Genomic DNA, 15,767 nt, shown 5'->3' with positions numbered 1-15,767 from the left:
CCACCGCGCGTCCTTAAACCCAGTTGCGACCATTCGTCGAGCCCGGATCCCTTGCGCCGCCTGCCCGCCTCGGCCACAAGGACGGGACCTCCCGACACGGCGGCGACCATGGCCACGCCACAGGCCGAAGACGCGATCCCCTCCCCGTCCCCGCGCGGCCTGCGTCGGCAGTTGCTGCGCCTGCATCTGTGGACCCGGCTGCGCAGCGCCGTGCGCGCCAACGAGGTCGCGCTGCCGCTGCTGGCGGTGGCGATCGGGGTGATCGTCGGCCTGGCCGTCGTCGCCCTGCGCTCGGCGCTGCAGCTCATGCACGAGCTGCTGTTCCGCCTGCCGAGCGGCCAGCGCCTCAGCGCCAGCATCGACACCGCCCCGCTGCTGACCGTGCTGGTGCCGGTGCTGGGCGGCCTGGCCTTCGGCGGGGTGATGTGGGCGATCAGCCGCTGGCGCCCCCGGCCGCCGGTCGATCCGATCGAGGCCAACGCCCTGTATGGCGGCCGGATGTCGCTGCGCGACGGCTTCGTCGTCGCCGGCGCCACGCTGATGTCCAGCGGCGTCGGCGCCTCGGTCGGCATGGAGGCCGGCTATACCCAGATCGGCGGTGGCTTCGCCTCGCGCATCGGCCAGATCTTCCGGCTGCGCCGGGCCGATCTGCGCACCATCGTCGGTTGTGGCGCGGCGGCCGCCATCGCCGCAGCCTTCGACGCGCCGCTGGCCGGCACCTTCTATGCCTTCGAGCTGATCATGGGCGCCTACACCGCGGCGACGCTGGCACCGGTGGTGGCGGCGGCGCTGGCGGCCACGGCGGTGGAACGGGTGCTGCTGGACGAGGGCCCGTTCCTGTCGGTGACTTGGACCACCGGCCTGCACGCCGCCGACTACGCGATCTTCGTCGTGATCGGCCTGGCCTGCGCCGGCCTGGGCATCCTGATGATGCAGGGCGTCACCTGGACCGAGCGGGCGATGCGCCGGCTGGCCCTGCCGCAGATCCTGCGCCCCGCCGTCGGCGGGCTGATCGTCGGGCTCATGGCGCTGCGCTTTCCGGAGGTGCTGAGCTCCGGCCACGGCGCGCTCTATGCCGACCTGACCCTGGCGCCGCCTTTGACCGCGCTGGCCCTGCTGCTGGTGGCCAAGACCGCGGCGGCGGCGATCTCGCTCGGCGCCGGCTTTCGCGGCGGCCTGTTCTTCACCTCGCTGCTGACCGGCGCGCTGTTCGGCGGCATAATGGCCCAGCTGACGGCGCTGGCCCTGCCCGGCCATCCGGTCGAGCACCTGGCCTATTCCCTGGTCGGCATGGCGTCGATGGCGGCCGCGGTGATCGGCGGGCCGCTGACCATGACCTTCCTGGCGCTGGAGCTGAGCGGCGACTTCTCCGTCACCATCGGCGTCATGGTCGGGGTGGTGGTCGCGGCCGCGGTGGTGCGGCACCTGTTCGGCTATTCCTTCGCCACCTGGCGCTTCCATCTGCGCGGCGAGGCGATCCGCGGTGCCCAGGATGTCGGCTGGATCCGCGACCTGACCGTCGCCCGTCTGATGCGCCGCGACGCCCGCAGCGTGCCGGAGACGACGACGGTGGCCGATTTCCGCAGGCAGTTCCCGGTCGGGTCGACCCAGCGCGTCTTCGTCACCGACGCCGCCGGCCGCGCCGCCGGGGTGGTGCAGGTGTCGGATGCGCACAATTCCGACCACGATGCCGAGGCGGAGACCACCGAGATCGGCACGCTGCGCCACGCCGCCGCCTATATCCTGCTGCCCGGCCAGACCGTCCGCACGGCGCTGGAGCTGTTCCAGGCGGCGGAGACCGAAACCCTGCCGGTGGTCAGCGACGCCCAGGAGCGGCGGATCATCGGCTATGTCAGCGAAGCCTACGCCCTGCGCCGCTACAGCGAGGAGCTGGAGCGCCGCCGGGCCGAGGATGTCGGGGAGCGCTGGTTCCGGTCCACGGAATGAGGTGTCCACTCACCTCAATTGTCACCGTCATCCCGGGCGCGGTGCAGCACGAAGTGGTGCACCGCTGAACCGGGATCTCTTCCAGGTCCGCGCGAGATCCCGTGTCTGCGCAGCAGCACTGCGTGCCGCAGCGCGCACGGGATGACGATGAATTCTTGACGAGGCCTCAGGACAATTCCTTCGCGGAATGCGGATCGACGGAGTACGGGAAGGTCTCGGCCAGGAAACGCGGCTGGGACCGCACCCGGTCGATCCAGGCGACCACATGCGGGAAATCGGCCAGCGGCAGATCGGCCTCCTCCGCCCGGTGGACATAGGCGAAGACGCCGATGTCGGCGACGCTATAGGCCGGCCCGGCCAGCCAGGCGCGCTGCGACAGCTCCCGGTCCAGGACTGCCAGGATCTTCAGCGACCCTTCGCGCTTGGCCTCGACCAGCGTGGCCGGGCGGCGCGCCGCCTTGCCGGTCATGACCCAGTGCCGCAGCGTCGCGATGGTGGACTGGACATAGTCACCCTCGAAGGACAGCCATTGCAGCACCTTGGCCCGGGCGAAGCGGTCCTCCGGCAGGTACGGCGTGCCCTCGGCCAGGAAGACCAGGATGGCGTTGGACTCGGCGAGCACCCGGCCGTCGTCCAGCTTGATCGCCGGCACCGCCCCGGTCGGGTTGATCGCGAGGTATTCGGGCCGCTGGCCTTCGCCCTCGAAGATGCTGATGATCTCGGTCCGGTACGGAAGCTGCAGCTGCGCCAGCAGCAGCCGGACCTTGTAGGTGTTCTGCGACGGCAGGTAGTCGTAGAGGGTGATCATGGGCATCCTCGGGCAGGTGAGGATTCAGTGTCTCGCGGCCCGGCCGTGCCGACACTCCTTTTCTTGCGCCCAATTTGACCGCAAGGGATGGGATGCTTCGAGCTGCAGGTCCGTGCAAACCCCTTTCCGTCATCCCCGCGAAAGCGGGGATCTCGTGGCTTCGCCAGCGGAAAGAGATTCCCGCTTTCGCGGGAATGACGTTGATTGATGGTGTTGAGGGAGCCGGAGCATGACGGCGGATCTGTTCGACAGCCTTCCAGGACCGGGACCGGACCAGGAGACCCTGGCCGAGGGGGCTTTCCTCCTGCGCGGCTTCGCCCGCGGCACAGCCGAGGCGCTGATCGCGGCGGTGCGGGCGGTGGAGGCGGCGGCGCCGTTCCGCCACCTGGTCACGCCCGGCGGCTATCGCATGTCGGTGGCGATGACCAATTGCGGCCAGGTCGGCTGGGTCAGCGACCGCAGCGGCTATCGCTACGACCCCGACGACCCGATCGCCGGCCGCCCCTGGCCGAAGATGCCGCCGGTCTTCGCCGAACTGGCCGACGCCGCCTCGATCCGGGCCGGTTTCGGCCCGTTCGCGCCMGATGCCTGCCTGATCAACCGCTATGAGCCCGGCTCGCGCCTGTCGCTGCACCAGGACCGCGACGAGCGCGACGCGGGCGCGCCGATCGTCTCGGTCTCGCTGGGTCTGCCGGCGACCTTCCTGTTCGGCGGGTTGCAGCGCAGCGACCCGACCCGAAAGGTCAGGGTCGAGCATGGCGACGTCGCGGTCTGGGGCGGCCCGGCGCGGCTGGCCTTCCACGGCATCGCCACCCTGCCGGACGGCAGCCATGCGCTGCTCGGCCACCAGCGGATAAACCTGACCTTTCGGAAGGCCCTGTGATGCCGCTATGAAGTCGGTGGGCTGAGCGGACACGAGACGGCGCGATGCTTCACGGCAAGGTCATTCTGGTCACCGGATCGTCCTCCGGCATCGGCCTGGCGATCGCCCGGGCGGCGCAGGCCGAGGGCGCCACCGTGGTGCTGCATGGCATCGAGGCGGAGGCGCTGGCCCAGGCCGCGGTCGATCTGGGGGGCGTCGCCTCGGTTCTGGCCGACGTGACCGCACCGGATGCGGCAACAACCATCATCGACGCTGTCCTGCGCAGCCATGGCCGGATCGACGGGCTGGTCAACAACGCCGCGTCGCTGGCCCGCACCACGCTGGAGCAGGCCGACGAGGCCGCCTTCGACGCCATCTTCGCCGTCAACGCCCGCGCGCCGCTGCTGCTGTGCCGCGAGGCGGTGCGCGCCTTCCGCGGCCAGGGCAGCGGCGGTGCCATCGTCAATATCGGGTCGGTCAACGCGCTGTGCGGCCAGGACAACCTGCTGGTCTATTCGATGTCCAAGGCGGCACTGATGACGATGACGCGCAACCTGGGCGATTCGCTGTCGGCCGAGCGCATCCGGGTCAACCAGCTGAATGTCGGCTGGACCCTGACCGAGACCGAGCGCGCCATCCAGCGCCGCGAGGGCCGGCCCGACGACTGGGCCGAGCACATCCCGCCGGCCTTGGCCCCTACGGGGCGCATCCTGCGGCCGGAGGAGGTGGCGCAGCATGCGGTGTTCTGGCTGTCCGATCGGTCGGCGCCGGTCACCGGCCAAGTGTACGAGGTCGAGCAGTATCCGCTGGTCGGCCGCAACAGGATCAACACGCGATGAGGGGCTGGAGACGATGAAGGAGACTTGGCGCTGGTTCGGCCCGAACGATCCGGTGACGCTGGACCATGTCAAGCAGGCGGGGGCCAGCGGCATCGTCACCGCGCTGCATCACCGCCAGGACGGCAGCGTCTGGCCGGCCGAGGAGATCGCCGAGCGCCGCGCGGTGATCGAGGGCGCCGGCCTGGCCTGGTCGGTGGTCGAGAGCATCCCCTTGCCGGACGCGGTCAAGACCGGCGGCGCCGGCGCGGCCGAGGCCACCGCCATCTTCGCCCAGTCGCTGCGCAACGTCGCCGCGGCCGGGGTGACGACGGTCTGCTACAACTTCATGCCGGTGGTCGACTGGACCCGGACCAACCTGCTGTGGCGGCTGCCCACCACCGGCTACGCCCTGCGCTTCGACGCGGTCGACATGGCCGCCTATGACGCCTTCATCTTGAAGCGCAAGGGTGCCGAGGCGGATCATCGCCCCGACGTGCTGGCCCGCGCCCGTGACCGCGCCGCGGCGATGAGCGAAAGCGAGCAGGCCGAGCTGGAGAAGACCATCATCGCCGGCCTGCCGGGCGTGGCCGGCGCGGTCAACGACCGGGCCGGGTTCGAGCGCCGCCTGGCCGCCTATGCCGGCATCACCGCCGACGACTTCCGCGCCAGCTACAAAGCCTTCCTGGCCGCCGTGGTGCCGGTGGCGGAGGAGGCGGGCGCCCGCCTGGCCGTCCACCCGGACGACCCGCCCTTCCCGCTGTTCGGCCTGCCGCGCATCGTCTCCACCCCCGCCGACGCCCGCGCCGTGCTGGCCATGGTCGAYCGGCCGGCGAACGGGCTGACGCTGTGCGTCGGCTCCTACGGCTCGCGGCCCGACAACGACCTGGCGGCGATGGCTCGGGAGTTCTCAGCCCGCATCCACTTCGCCCATCTGCGCAATGTCACGGTCGAGCCCGACGGCTCCTTCTTCGAGGACGAGCACCTGGAAGGCGGCGCCGACATGGTGGCGGTGATCGACGCGCTGCTGGCGGAGGAGCGGGCGCGCAAGGCGGCTGGACGCAGGGATTGGGAGATCCCGATGCGGCCGGACCACGGCCACCTGCTGGCCGACGATGTCGGCAAGAAGACCAACCCCGGTTATTCGCTGATCGGCCGGCTGAAGGGGCTGGCCGAGCTGCGCGGGGTGGCGCGGGCGATCGGCCAGCTGCGCGGCGCGGCATGACCGACACGGTCGATGCCGTCGTGGTCGGCGCCGGGGTGGTCGGCCTGGCCGTCGCCCGGGCGCTGGCCCTGGCCGGGCAGGAGGTGATCATCCTGGAGGCGGCGGATGCCTTCGGCACCGAGACCTCGGCCCGCAACAGCGAGGTGATCCACGCCGGCATCTACTACCCGCAGGGCAGCCTGAAGGCCCGGCACTGCGTCGCCGGCCGCCGGGCGCTGTACCGCTTCTGCGCGGAGCACGGCGTCATCGCGAAGCGCTGCGGCAAGCTGATCGTCGCCACCGACGAACAGGAAGCCGCGACGCTGGTCCGGATCGAAGCGGCGGCCCGGGCCAACGGCCTGACCGGCGAGGACGATGCGCTGCAGCCGCTGACCGCGGACGAGGCCCATGCGCTGGAGCCGGAGATCGCCTGCACCGCGGCGCTGCTCTCGCCCTCCACCGGCATCGTCGACAGCCACGGCTTCATGCTGGCGCTGCTGGGCGACGCCGAGGCGCGGGGCGCGATGATCGCATATCAGGCTCGGCTGGAATCGGCCGCCATCACCGCCGAGGGGCTGCATCTGCAGATCGCCACCGAGGATGGCGGCATGGAACTGCTGGCCCGCCGGGTGGTGAATTCGGCCGGCCTGTCGGCCCCGGCGGTCGCCCGCCGCATCGCCGGCGTGCCGGAGGCTTCGGTGCCGCAGCCCTTCCTGGCCAAGGGCAATTATTTCGGCCTGTCCGGTCGGCCGCCCTTCCGCCATTTGATCTATCCGGTGCCGGTGCCCGGCGGCCTCGGCACCCATGCCACGATCGACCTGGGCGGGCGGGTGCGCTTCGGCCCCGACGTCGAATGGGTCGACACGCTGGACTACCGCGTCGATCCGGCGCGGGCGGACAGCTTCTACGCCGCCATCCGCCGCTACTGGCCGGCGCTGCCGGACGGGGCCTTGCTGCCGGACTATTCCGGCATCCGCCCGAAGATCACCCCGCCCGGCGCCGCCGCCGCGGATTTCGTGATCCAGGGGCCGGAGGGGCACGGCGTGCCCGGCCTGGTCAACCTGTTCGGCATCGAGAGCCCGGGCCTGACCTCGAGCCTGTCGATCGCGGACGAGGTGGTGCAGCGGTTGGGGCTCCAGGCCTGATCCATTCCAATATCGTCATCCCCGCGAAAGCGGGGATCTCTTCGAGGTGCGGCGAGATCCCGTGTCTGCGCAGCGGCACTGCGCGCCGCAGCGCGCACGGGATGACGGGATAGGGTGATGAGTTACGCCGCCCGCGCCGCCTTCTGGAATCGCGCCGGGGTGACGCCGTAGGCACCCTTGAAGCGGCGGGTCAGATGGGCCTGGTCGGTGAAGCCGGTGGCCGCCGCCACCTGGGCCGGTGCCTCGCCCGCCGCCAGCATCCGCTTGGCCCGCTCCAGCCGGATCCAGCGCAGATAGGTCGCCGGCGCCGCACCGTAGCGGCGGGTGAAGGCGCGGGACATGTGGAACCGGCTCAAGCCCGCGACGGCGGCGAGGTCGTCGGCGGTGACGTCGTCGTCGAGATGGGCGTGCAGATGGTCGCGCACCCGCGCCAGCGCCGCGTCGCCGGGGCGGGACAGGCTTGGCGCCTGGGCCCCTGCCTGGCGGCGGGCCAGCCCGACCACCATCGCCGCCAGCGCCTCGGACCGCGCCAGGGTCGCCCCCGGCTCGGCGAAGGCGTCGACGGTGCGGGCGATCAGCGCCGCGAGGACCGGGTCCTCGGACAGGATGTCGGGGAAGGCCAGCGCCCAGGGCGGCCGGATGCCGGCATCGTCGAGCACGGCCGCCACCGTCTCCGGCGCCACATACAGCATCCGGTACAGGAAGCCCTCGGCATTGGTGGCGTGGCCGTCATGGATCTCGGCCGGGTTGAAGGTGATGACCGATCCCGGCCGGGTGCGGTGCGTGCCGCCGCGGCAGTGGAAGCTCTGCGACCCCGCCTCGGTCAGGCCGATGGCATAGGTCTCGTGCGCGTGCCGTTCGTAGCAATGGGCGGTGAAATGGGCGCGGAACCGCTCGACGCCGAAGCGCCGGTCCAGCCCGACCGTGACCCATTCACCGCTGTCCATGAGCCCATGTTAGGCCGCTCCGGGGAAGGCCGCCACAGCACGATCGTACAAGCCGGGTGGCGGCTGCGGTTCATAGACTGAGCGTCAAATTGAAATCGTCATTCCCGCGCAAGCGGGAATCTCCTCGGGATTTCAGAGAGATCCCCGCTTTCGCGGGGATGACGGAAGTGGGAAGGAGCATGCATGCGGTTCGACACCAAGATCGCCGTCGCCCTTCGCGAGGACCTGCCGGTGTGGCAGAAGCTGAACGTCACCGCCTTCACCGTCAGCGGCCTCGCCGCGATCCGGCCGGAGTTGGTCGGCGCGCCCTATGAGGACGGGTCGGGCAACCTGTACCTGCCGATGTTCCGCCAGCCGGTGCTGGTCTTCGCCGGCACGGCCGAGGCGCTGAAGGCGGCGCATGCAAGGGCGCTGGCCCGCAATATGCGGATCGCGATCTACACCGCCGAGCTGTTCGCCACCGGCCATGACGAGGCCAACCGCGCCGCGGTCAAGGCCGTGCCCGGCGAGGCGCTGGACCTGGTCGGCTTCGCCCTGCATGAGGACCGCAAGGATGTCGACCGCGTGCTGAAGGGCCTGTCGCTGCACCCGTGACCTAATCCTCCCCCGCCGCGTCCGGCGGCGTGCCGAGGCCGGCGACGCGGGCGTCGAGCTTGCGCAGCAGGCGGCGCAGCACCTCGCGCTCGCCCGGCGCGAAGGCGGCCATCAGCTCGGATTCGATCTCCTGCGCCAGCGGCACGATCGCGTCATAGACCCGGCGGCCGGCGGCGGTGAAGTCGAGCCGGATCAGCCGCTGGTCGGCCGGGTGGGTGCCGCGGCTGAGATGGCCGGCGGCGATCAGCCGGCTGACGGCCCGGCTGACCTTGGCCTTGTCCATCGCCGTGCGCTCGCAGATCTGGTTCGAAGACAGCGGCGCGTAGCGGCCGACCATCGCCATCACCCGCCATTCCGGGATGCTGAGCCCGAAGGCATCGGCATAGCGCCGGGCGAAGGTGCGGCTGACCCGGTTGCTGACCACCGACAGCTCATAGGGCAGGAACGCCTCGAGATCGAACTCCGCCCGCACCGCCTGGTCCCGCATCGCCGGCCTCCCCGCCCGCCTGACATTCGTTTTATATGAAACGGAATTTGCTTCCGCTCAAGACATCCGGCCATCACGCGGAAACGCGCGGCCCGACGGAATGTCCGACAATACGCGGGGGAGCAGCCGCGGCAAGCCTGTTCCCTCCGCCTGGCGGACCGGGTTTGCCAGCCTCTAGGCGGCCAGCTCCCGCTCCAGCGCCGCCGCCACCAGTTCCTCCGCCGGGGTGCGCAGGAAACGGTCGCAGGTCAGCTTCAGGCTGACAATGCCGTGCAGCGTCGCCAGCAACACCTCGGCCCGGCGCTCCGGCTCCGCCGCGCCGAGATCGGCGAAGGCCTGGACCAGCGCCAGGAACGAACGCGTGCCGGGGCCGTCCGGATCGTCGATCGGCCGGTCCCGGTACAGCGCGTCGAGCAGCTTCGGCTCCTCCATCAGGATCAGGCGGTAGGTCTCCCGCTGCTCCAGCCCGAAGCCGACATAGGCCCGGGCCAGCGCCGCCAGGCGCACCCGCGGATCGGCGATGCCCGCCGCCGGCTCCAGCGCCGTCCAGAGAGCCTGGTAGCCTTCGATGCACAGCTCGCGCGCGATCGCGTCGCGGCCGGCGAAATGTAGGTAGATCGTGCCCGGCGCATATTCGACCGCGGCCGCCAGCTTGCGCATGGTCAGCCCCTCGAACCCCTCGCGCAACGCGATCTCGCGCGCCGCGTCGAGGATGCGCCCGCGCAGCGCCGCCTTGTCGCGCGCCCGTCGTTCCATCGTGCCCATGCCGGATGCTGGCCGATTGACCCGGCCGCCGTCAACGCGTATATGAACATCGTTCAGTGAACATTGTTCACTAACAGATCGTTGTTCATGGAGCAGCTGAGATGGGTGGGATCGCGTTGTTCGGCGCCGCCGGCGCCATTGGCCGCAGCATCGCCGCGGCACTGCGGACGGATGGCCGGCCCTACCGCGTGGTCGGGCGGTCGCGCCCGGCGCTGGAGCGGGAGTTCGGCACCGACCCGCTGGCCGAGATCGTCACCTGGACCCCGGACGACCCGGAGTCGGTCCGCGCCGCCGCCCGCGGCATGGACACGATCGTGCATCTGGTCGGCGTGCCCTATCACCAGTTCCGGCAGCATCCGGTGGTGATGCGCCAGGTGCTGGACGGCGCCACGGCCGAGGGCGTGGGCCGGCTGCTGCTGATCGGCACGGTCTATCCCTACGGCCGGCCGCGGACCCTGCCGGTGCGCGAGGACCATCCGCGCGAGCCGCACACGGTCAAGGGCCGGATGCGCAAGGCGCAGGAGGACCTGGTGCTGGAGGCGGATGCCGCCGGCCGGATCCGCGGCGCGGTGCTGCGCCTGCCGGATTTCTACGGCCCGGGGGTGGAGCGCAGCTTCCTGCACGACCTGTTCCAGGCCGCGGCGTCGGGCCGGCGGGCGAAGCTGATCGGCCCGATCGACCGGCCGCATGAATTCGCCTTCGTCCCCGATATCGGCCCGGTGGTCACCGCCCTGGCGGCGCGGGAGCAAGCCTGGGGCCGGATCTGGCACCTGGCCGGCGCCGGCACCATCACCCAGCGCGAGGCGGCGGCCATGGCCTTCGCCGCGGCCGGCCGCACGCCGAGGCTGATGGTGGCCGGCAGGACCATGCTGCGCCTCGCCGGGCTGTTCGACCCGCTGATGCGCGAGCTGGTCGAGATGCATTATCTGCAGACCGACCCGGTGGTGCTGGACGACGGCACCCTGCAGGCCCTGATCGGGCCGATCCGCAAGACGCCCTATGCCGAGGGCATCCGCCGCTGCGTCGAGGCCGCGGCAGGAGAGAGCGGAGCCCAGTCGACCTGAATATCGGTCAACCAAACCCTAAATTGTCATGCCCGGGCTTGACCCGGGCATCCAGAAGATGTCGCCGCAATCTCTGGATTGCCGGGTCAAGCCCGGCAATGACAGAAAGAGGAAATCCCGTTTCCCCTTGAGACAACGGCCCCGGCATCTACAGCGCCCGGACGCGGTCCCGCAGCACGAATTTCTGGATCTTGCCGGTCGAGGTCTTCGGCAGGTCGCCGAACACCACCGTCTTCGGGCATTTGAAGCCCGCCAGGTGCTGGCGGCTGAAGCCGATGATCTCCTCCGGCGTCGCCTCGGCGCCCGGCCGCAGGGTGACGAAGGCGCAGGGGGTCTCGCCCCATTTCTCGTCCGGCCGCGCCACCACCGCCGCCTCCAGCACCGCCGGGTGGCGGTACAGCACGCCCTCGACCTCGATGGTCGAGATGTTCTCGCCGCCGGAGATGATGATGTCCTTCGACCGGTCCTTCAACTCGATATAACCATCGGGATGCATCACGCCGAGATCGCCGGTGTGGAACCAGCCGCCGGCGAAGGCCTTGGCGGTGGCCGATGGGTTCTTCAGGTATCCCTTCATGGTGATGTTGCCGCGCATGAACACCTCGCCCAGCGTCTCGCCGTCGGCCGGCACCGGGACCAGGCTGTCGGGGTCGGCCACCATCAGCCCTTCCTGCACCACATAGGGCAGGCCCTGGCGCGACTTCAGCCGCGCCTGCTCCCCCGCCGGCAGCGCGTCCCATTCCGGCTTCCAGTCGCAGACCACGGCCGGGCCGTAGACCTCGGTCAGGCCGTAGACATGGGTGACCTTGATGCCGAGCCGGGCCATGCCCTCCAGCACCGTCGCGGGCGGCGGCGAGGCCGCGGTCATCATCTGCACCGCCTGCGGGAAGTCGCGTCGCTCCTCGGCCGGGGCGTTCAGCAGCATGCCCATGACGATCGGCGCGCCGCAGAGATGGGTGACGCCGTGATCGGCGATCGCGGCATAGATGTCGCGCGCGGCCACCCGGCGCAGGCAGACATGGGTGCCGGCCATCGCCGTGATCGTCCAGGGGAAGCACCAGCCGTTGCAGTGGAACATCGGCAGGGTCCAGAGATAGACCGGGTGGTGCGGCAGGGCCCAGGTGACGACGTTGCCGAGCGCGTTGAGATAGGCGCCGCGGTGATGCGTCACCACGCCCTTCGGGTCGCCGGTGGTGCCGGAGGTGTAGCCGAGCGCGATCGCATCCCATTCGTCGCCCGGCATGACGCCCGGCCAGGCCGGGTCGCCCTCGGCCAGGAACTCCTCATAGGTCAGGCCGCCGACCGGCTCGCCCGCCACCGTGGGGTCGACGATGTCGACCACCAGCGGCGGCGCGTCGAGCTGCGCCAGCGCCGCCCGCACCACCGCGGCGTATTCGCGGTCGGCCAGCAGCACCCGGGTCTCGGAATGGTGCAGCTGGAAGGCGATGGCGGCGGCGTCCAGCCGGGTGTTGAGGGCGCACAGCACCGCGCCGGCCATCGGCACGCCATAGGTCGCCTCGAACGCCTCCGGGATGTTGGGCGCCATCACCGCCACCGTGTCGTTCTTGCCGACGCCGCGGCGCGACAGGGCCGACGCCAGGCGGCGGCAGCGCTCCGCCGTCTCCCGCCAGCTCCGTTTCACCTCGCCGTAGACGACAGCGGTCCGGTCCGGATGGGCCAAAGCGGTGCGGCCGAGGAAGGAGATCGGCGTCAGCGGCACGTAATTGGCGGGGTTGCGGTCGAGATCGGTGTCGTAGGCGTGCGGCATCGGTGGGCCCCCTGGTGCGGAGACATACTGGCATCGCCCAGCCTCGGGCGAAATGCCGGGATCGGGCTCCGCCGGCCGCGTCCGGCCATGGCCGGAACGCGACACCGGCCCTCGCCGCGGAGGTCCTGCGGCGCTAGGCTCGGGCCAAAGAGTTTCGGGAGGACGCCATGGGAGCCTATGAAGAGGCCTATCGCCGCTCGCTCGCCGACCCGGAGGGGTTCTGGGGCGAGGCCGCCGCCGCGATCGACTGGGACCGGCGCTGGGACCGGGTGCTGGACGAGAGCAATGCCCCCTTCTTCCGCTGGTTCGCCGGCGGCCGGCTCAACACCTGTTTCAACGCGCTCGACCGCCATGTCGCCGCCGGCCATGGCGACCGGCTGGCGCTGATCCATGACAGCCCGGTCACCGGCACGGTGCGGCGCTTCACCTATGCCGAGCTGACCGACCGGGTCGCCCGCTTCGCCGGCGCCATGCGCGGCCTCGGTGTCGGTCCGGGCGACCGGGTGGTGATTTACATGCCGATGGTGCCGGAGGCGGCGATCGCCATGCTGGCCTGCGCCCGGCTGGGCGCCGTGCATTCCGTGGTGTTCGGCGGCTTCGCGGCGCCCGAGCTGGCGGCGCGGATCGACGATTGCGAGCCGAAGCTGGTCGTTTCCGCCTCCTGCGGTATCGAGGTCAGCCGGATCGTCGCCTACAAGCCCCTGCTCGACGCCGCCCTCGGCCTCGCGAAGCACACCGTACCGGCGACTGTGGTGCTGCAGCGGCCGCAATGCGAGGCGGCAATGACCGCTGGCCGTGACCACGATTGGGTCGAGCTGGAGGCCGCGTCCGAGCCGGCTGGCTGCGTACCGGTGGCGGCGACCGATCCGCTCTATATCCTCTACACCTCCGGCACCACCGGCCAGCCCAAGGGCATCGTCCGCGACAATGGCGGCCATGCCGTGGCCCTGGCCTGGAGCATGTCGGCGATCTATGGCGTCAGGCCCGGCGAGGTGATGTTCACCGCGTCGGATGTCGGCTGGGTGGTCGGCCATTCCTACATCGTCTACGGGCCGCTGCTGGCTGGCTGCACCAGCGTGATGTACGAGGGCAAGCCGGTCGGCACGCCCGACGCCGGCGCCTATTGGCGGGTGGTCGAGCAGCATGGCGTCTCGGTGCTGTTCACCGCGCCGACCGCCTTCCGCGCGATCAAGCGCGAGGACCCGGAGGGCCGCCTGCTAGCCGGGCGCGACCTGTCGGCCTTCCGTGCCCTGTTCCTGGCCGGGGAGCGCTGCGACCCCGCCACGCTGGGCTGGGCCGAAAAGCTGCTGCGGGTGCCGGTGATCGACCATTGGTGGCAGACCGAGACCGGCTGGCCGATCTGCGCCAACCCGCTGGGGCTGGAGCCGATGCCGGTCAAGCCGGGATCGCCGACCCGGCCGATGCCGGGCTGGGACGTGCGCGCGCTGGGGCCGGACGGACATGAGATGCCGTGCGGCGAGATCGGCGCGCTGGCCTGCCGGCTGCCGATGCCGCCCGGCGCCGCGCCAACGCTGTGGCGGGCCGATGCGCGGTTCCGCAGCGCCTATCTCGAGGACTATCCCGGCTTCTACAAGACCGGCGATGCCGGGCTGGTCGACGCGGACGGCTACGTCTTCGTCATGAGCCGGGTGGACGATGTCATCAACGTCGCCGGCCACCGCCTGTCGACCGGGCAGATCGAGGAGGTGCTGGCCGGCCATCCCGACGTCGCCGAATGCGCGGTGATCGGGGTGGCGGACGACCTCAAGGGCCAAGTGCCGCTGGGCTTCCTGGTGCTGAAGGCGGGGGTGGCGCGGCCGCATGAGGCGATCCTGGCAGAGGCGGTGCAGCGGGTGCGCGACGGCATCGGTCCGGTGGCGGCGTTCAAGACGGCGATGATCGTCGACCGGCTGCCGAAAACCCGATCGGGCAAGATCCTGCGCGGCACCATGGCCCGGATCGCCGATTCGCTTCCCTTCGCCGTGCCGGCGACGATCGACGACCCGGCGATTCTCGATGAAATTCGCGTGACGCTTCGGCGATCTGGCTATGGAAACGGGTAACGTTCCCGTTTCCACCGGATCTAAGCGCCGAAGGACAACCCCTCATAAATATTGCATTTTTAAGATCATTTAGCGCTCTTGCGCTTGAGCAAATGCCGCCGCGCGCCGGCGAACAGCTGAAAACCCTTCAAAACAAAGGGTTTTTCTGACCCAAACGAGTTCTTGACGCCGCGGCAAAAGCGCTCTTATCGTCGCGCAATGCTCGAGTTGAGCAGGCGAGGCTTCAAAAAACGAGGGCCGCGGAAAGCGGCCCTCTTTTTATCTGTGCGGCTCGGGAAAAGGGGCGCGGCCGCTGCGGCGGCGCCCCTTGCCGAACGTCAGGCGGCGAGCTGCTTCGGCGCCTCGGCCTGGCCGGCCGCGATCTTCACGGTGCGGGGCTTCTGCGCCTCCGGCACCTCGCGGACCAGGTCGATGTTGAGCAGGCCATTCACCAGCGTCGCGCCGCCGACCTTGATGTAGTCGGCCAGCTGGAAGCGCCGCTCGAAGGCCCGGCCGGCAATGCCGCGATGCAGGAAGACCCGGCTCTTCTCCTCCTCGTCGGAGGTCGCCTTGGCACGGATGGTCAGGGTGTTCTCGGAGGTCACGACCTCGAGGTCGTCCTCGCCGAAGCCCGCCACCGCCATGGTGATGCGGTAGGCGTCCTCGCCGGTCTTCTCGATGTTGTAGGGCGGGTAGGACGGCGCCGCGGCGTCGAACTGCGGCGCGGAATCGAGCAGCCGCGACAGGCGGTCGATGCCGATGGTCGAGCGGAACAGCGGGGAAAGGTCAAGAGTACGCATGGATATCCTCCAGTGAGCGATACCTGGGCGGCGCACCATCATGGTCGCGCCGCGGTGAGCGATCGTGGCGACCCCGGCTGGGCGCCGCCACGATCTGTATCTGGGGAGGATGAAACCCGGTTCAAGAGGCGCCTCGCGGCGCCCCGCCGGGCGAAACCGCCGGTTACTGCGCGGTCCAGCCGCCGTCGACCGACACGCTGGTGCCGGTGATCTGCTCGGCTGCGTCCGAGCACAGGAAGGCGACGGTGCCGCCCAGCTGCTCCGGCGTCACGAAGGTCATCGAGGGCTGCTTCTCGCCCAAGAGCTGCCGCGCCGCTTCGTCCTGGCTGATGCCCTTCTCGGCCGCGATCGCGCTGATCTGCTTCTCCACCAGCGGGGTGCGGACCCAGCCCGGACACACCGCGTTGCAGGTGACGCCGGTGCCGGCCGTCTCCAGCCCCACCACCTTGGTCAGCCCGATCAGCCCGTGCTTGGCCGCGACATAGGCGGCCTTGTGGGCCGAGGCGACCAGGCCGTGGG

Annotated in this window: 15 protein-coding genes; 8 read left to right on the top strand and 7 right to left on the bottom strand. The window is 70.5% G+C overall.

Annotated features, from left to right (window positions below; genetic code table 11):
• Positions 1-108: 108 nt before the first annotated feature.
• Positions 109-1,947 (top strand): chloride channel protein, encoded by a 1,839-nt coding sequence (locus AB4Z01_RS17890; protein ID WP_441695898.1) that lies wholly within the window; start codon positions 109-111, stop codon positions 1,945-1,947.
• Positions 1,948-2,113: 166 nt separating this feature from the next.
• Here the strand turns inward: AB4Z01_RS17890 and AB4Z01_RS17885 are convergent, their stop codons facing one another.
• Positions 2,114-2,755, bottom strand: coding sequence for a glutathione S-transferase family protein (locus AB4Z01_RS17885; RefSeq protein ID WP_441695897.1), 642 nt, complete (start codon positions 2,753-2,755; stop codon positions 2,114-2,116).
• Between the two features lie 229 nt (positions 2,756-2,984).
• Between AB4Z01_RS17885 and alkB the strand changes: the two genes are divergently transcribed.
• Genes alkB through AB4Z01_RS17865 form a run of 4 tightly spaced genes read left to right on the top strand, consistent with a single transcriptional unit; the run spans position 2,985 to position 6,781 of the window.
• The gene (gene alkB / locus AB4Z01_RS17880) at positions 2,985-3,638 is read left to right on the top strand and encodes a DNA oxidative demethylase AlkB (protein WP_441695896.1); all 654 of its coding nucleotides are present in this window, start codon (positions 2,985-2,987) and stop codon (positions 3,636-3,638) included.
• 44 nt (positions 3,639-3,682) lie between these two features.
• Positions 3,683-4,456 carry an SDR family oxidoreductase gene (locus AB4Z01_RS17875; protein ID WP_441695895.1) on the top strand — a complete coding sequence of 258 codons (774 nt, stop codon included), beginning with the start codon at positions 3,683-3,685 and terminating at the stop codon, positions 4,454-4,456.
• A 13-nt stretch (positions 4,457-4,469) separates the two neighbouring features.
• Entirely contained in the window at positions 4,470-5,657 is a 1,188-nt protein-coding gene (uxuA, locus tag AB4Z01_RS17870; RefSeq protein WP_441695894.1) for a mannonate dehydratase, read from the top strand.
• On the top strand, positions 5,654-6,781 hold the full coding sequence (locus AB4Z01_RS17865; RefSeq protein WP_441695893.1) for an NAD(P)/FAD-dependent oxidoreductase: 1,128 nt from the start codon (positions 5,654-5,656) through the stop codon (positions 6,779-6,781). Before uxuA ends, AB4Z01_RS17865 begins: the two co-directional genes overlap by 4 nt.
• Before the next feature lie 122 nt (positions 6,782-6,903).
• On the opposite strand, the gene AB4Z01_RS17860 is transcribed toward AB4Z01_RS17865, so the two are convergent.
• Complete coding sequence (locus tag AB4Z01_RS17860) at positions 6,904-7,728, bottom strand: AraC family ligand binding domain-containing protein (RefSeq protein ID WP_441695892.1); 825 nt, start codon at positions 7,726-7,728, stop codon at positions 6,904-6,906.
• Between the two features lie 183 nt (positions 7,729-7,911).
• Here AB4Z01_RS17860 and AB4Z01_RS17855 point away from each other — a divergent pair, with 183 nt between their 5' ends.
• Positions 7,912-8,322, top strand: a complete 411-nt coding sequence (locus AB4Z01_RS17855) for a DUF2000 family protein (protein WP_441695891.1) — start codon at positions 7,912-7,914, stop codon at positions 8,320-8,322.
• 1 nt (position 8,323) lies between these two features.
• Here the strand turns inward: AB4Z01_RS17855 and AB4Z01_RS17850 are convergent, their stop codons facing one another.
• Both AB4Z01_RS17850 and AB4Z01_RS17845 read right to left on the bottom strand, forming a co-directional pair.
• Positions 8,324-8,809, bottom strand: coding sequence for a MarR family winged helix-turn-helix transcriptional regulator (locus AB4Z01_RS17850; RefSeq protein WP_441695890.1), 486 nt, complete (start codon positions 8,807-8,809; stop codon positions 8,324-8,326).
• A 174-nt stretch (positions 8,810-8,983) separates the two neighbouring features.
• Positions 8,984-9,565 carry a TetR/AcrR family transcriptional regulator gene (locus AB4Z01_RS17845; RefSeq protein ID WP_441695889.1) on the bottom strand — a complete coding sequence of 194 codons (582 nt, stop codon included), beginning with the start codon at positions 9,563-9,565 and terminating at the stop codon, positions 8,984-8,986.
• 110 nt (positions 9,566-9,675) lie between these two features.
• On the opposite strand from AB4Z01_RS17845, the gene AB4Z01_RS17840 reads away from it, so the two are divergent.
• A complete protein-coding gene (locus tag AB4Z01_RS17840) occupies positions 9,676-10,638 on the top strand; it encodes an NAD-dependent epimerase/dehydratase family protein (RefSeq protein ID WP_441695888.1) in 963 nt (320 codons plus the stop codon).
• A gap of 148 nt (positions 10,639-10,786) precedes the next feature.
• On the opposite strand, the gene AB4Z01_RS17835 is transcribed toward AB4Z01_RS17840, so the two are convergent.
• Entirely contained in the window at positions 10,787-12,406 is a 1,620-nt protein-coding gene (locus AB4Z01_RS17835; protein ID WP_441695887.1) for an acyl-CoA synthetase, read from the bottom strand.
• Between the two features lie 167 nt (positions 12,407-12,573).
• Here AB4Z01_RS17835 and AB4Z01_RS17830 point away from each other — a divergent pair, with 167 nt between their 5' ends.
• The gene (locus AB4Z01_RS17830; RefSeq protein WP_441695886.1) at positions 12,574-14,469 is read left to right on the top strand and encodes a propionyl-CoA synthetase; all 1,896 of its coding nucleotides are present in this window, start codon (positions 12,574-12,576) and stop codon (positions 14,467-14,469) included.
• Positions 14,470-14,786: 317 nt separating this feature from the next.
• On the opposite strand, the gene AB4Z01_RS17825 is transcribed toward AB4Z01_RS17830, so the two are convergent.
• Together AB4Z01_RS17825 and AB4Z01_RS17820 are read right to left on the bottom strand one after the other, a co-directional pair.
• Positions 14,787-15,248 carry an Hsp20 family protein gene (locus tag AB4Z01_RS17825; RefSeq protein WP_441695885.1) on the bottom strand — a complete coding sequence of 154 codons (462 nt, stop codon included), beginning with the start codon at positions 15,246-15,248 and terminating at the stop codon, positions 14,787-14,789.
• A 163-nt stretch (positions 15,249-15,411) separates the two neighbouring features.
• The coding region (locus tag AB4Z01_RS17820) for an SDR family oxidoreductase (protein WP_441695884.1) at positions 15,412-15,767 on the bottom strand (356 nt) is incomplete at its 5' end.

Origin of the sequence: Inquilinus sp. YAF38, assembly GCF_052113205.1 — a bacterium.
Taxonomy (GTDB): Bacteria; Pseudomonadota; Alphaproteobacteria; order DSM-16000; family Inquilinaceae; genus Inquilinus.
This window is presented reverse-complemented; position numbering and strand designations above follow the sequence as displayed.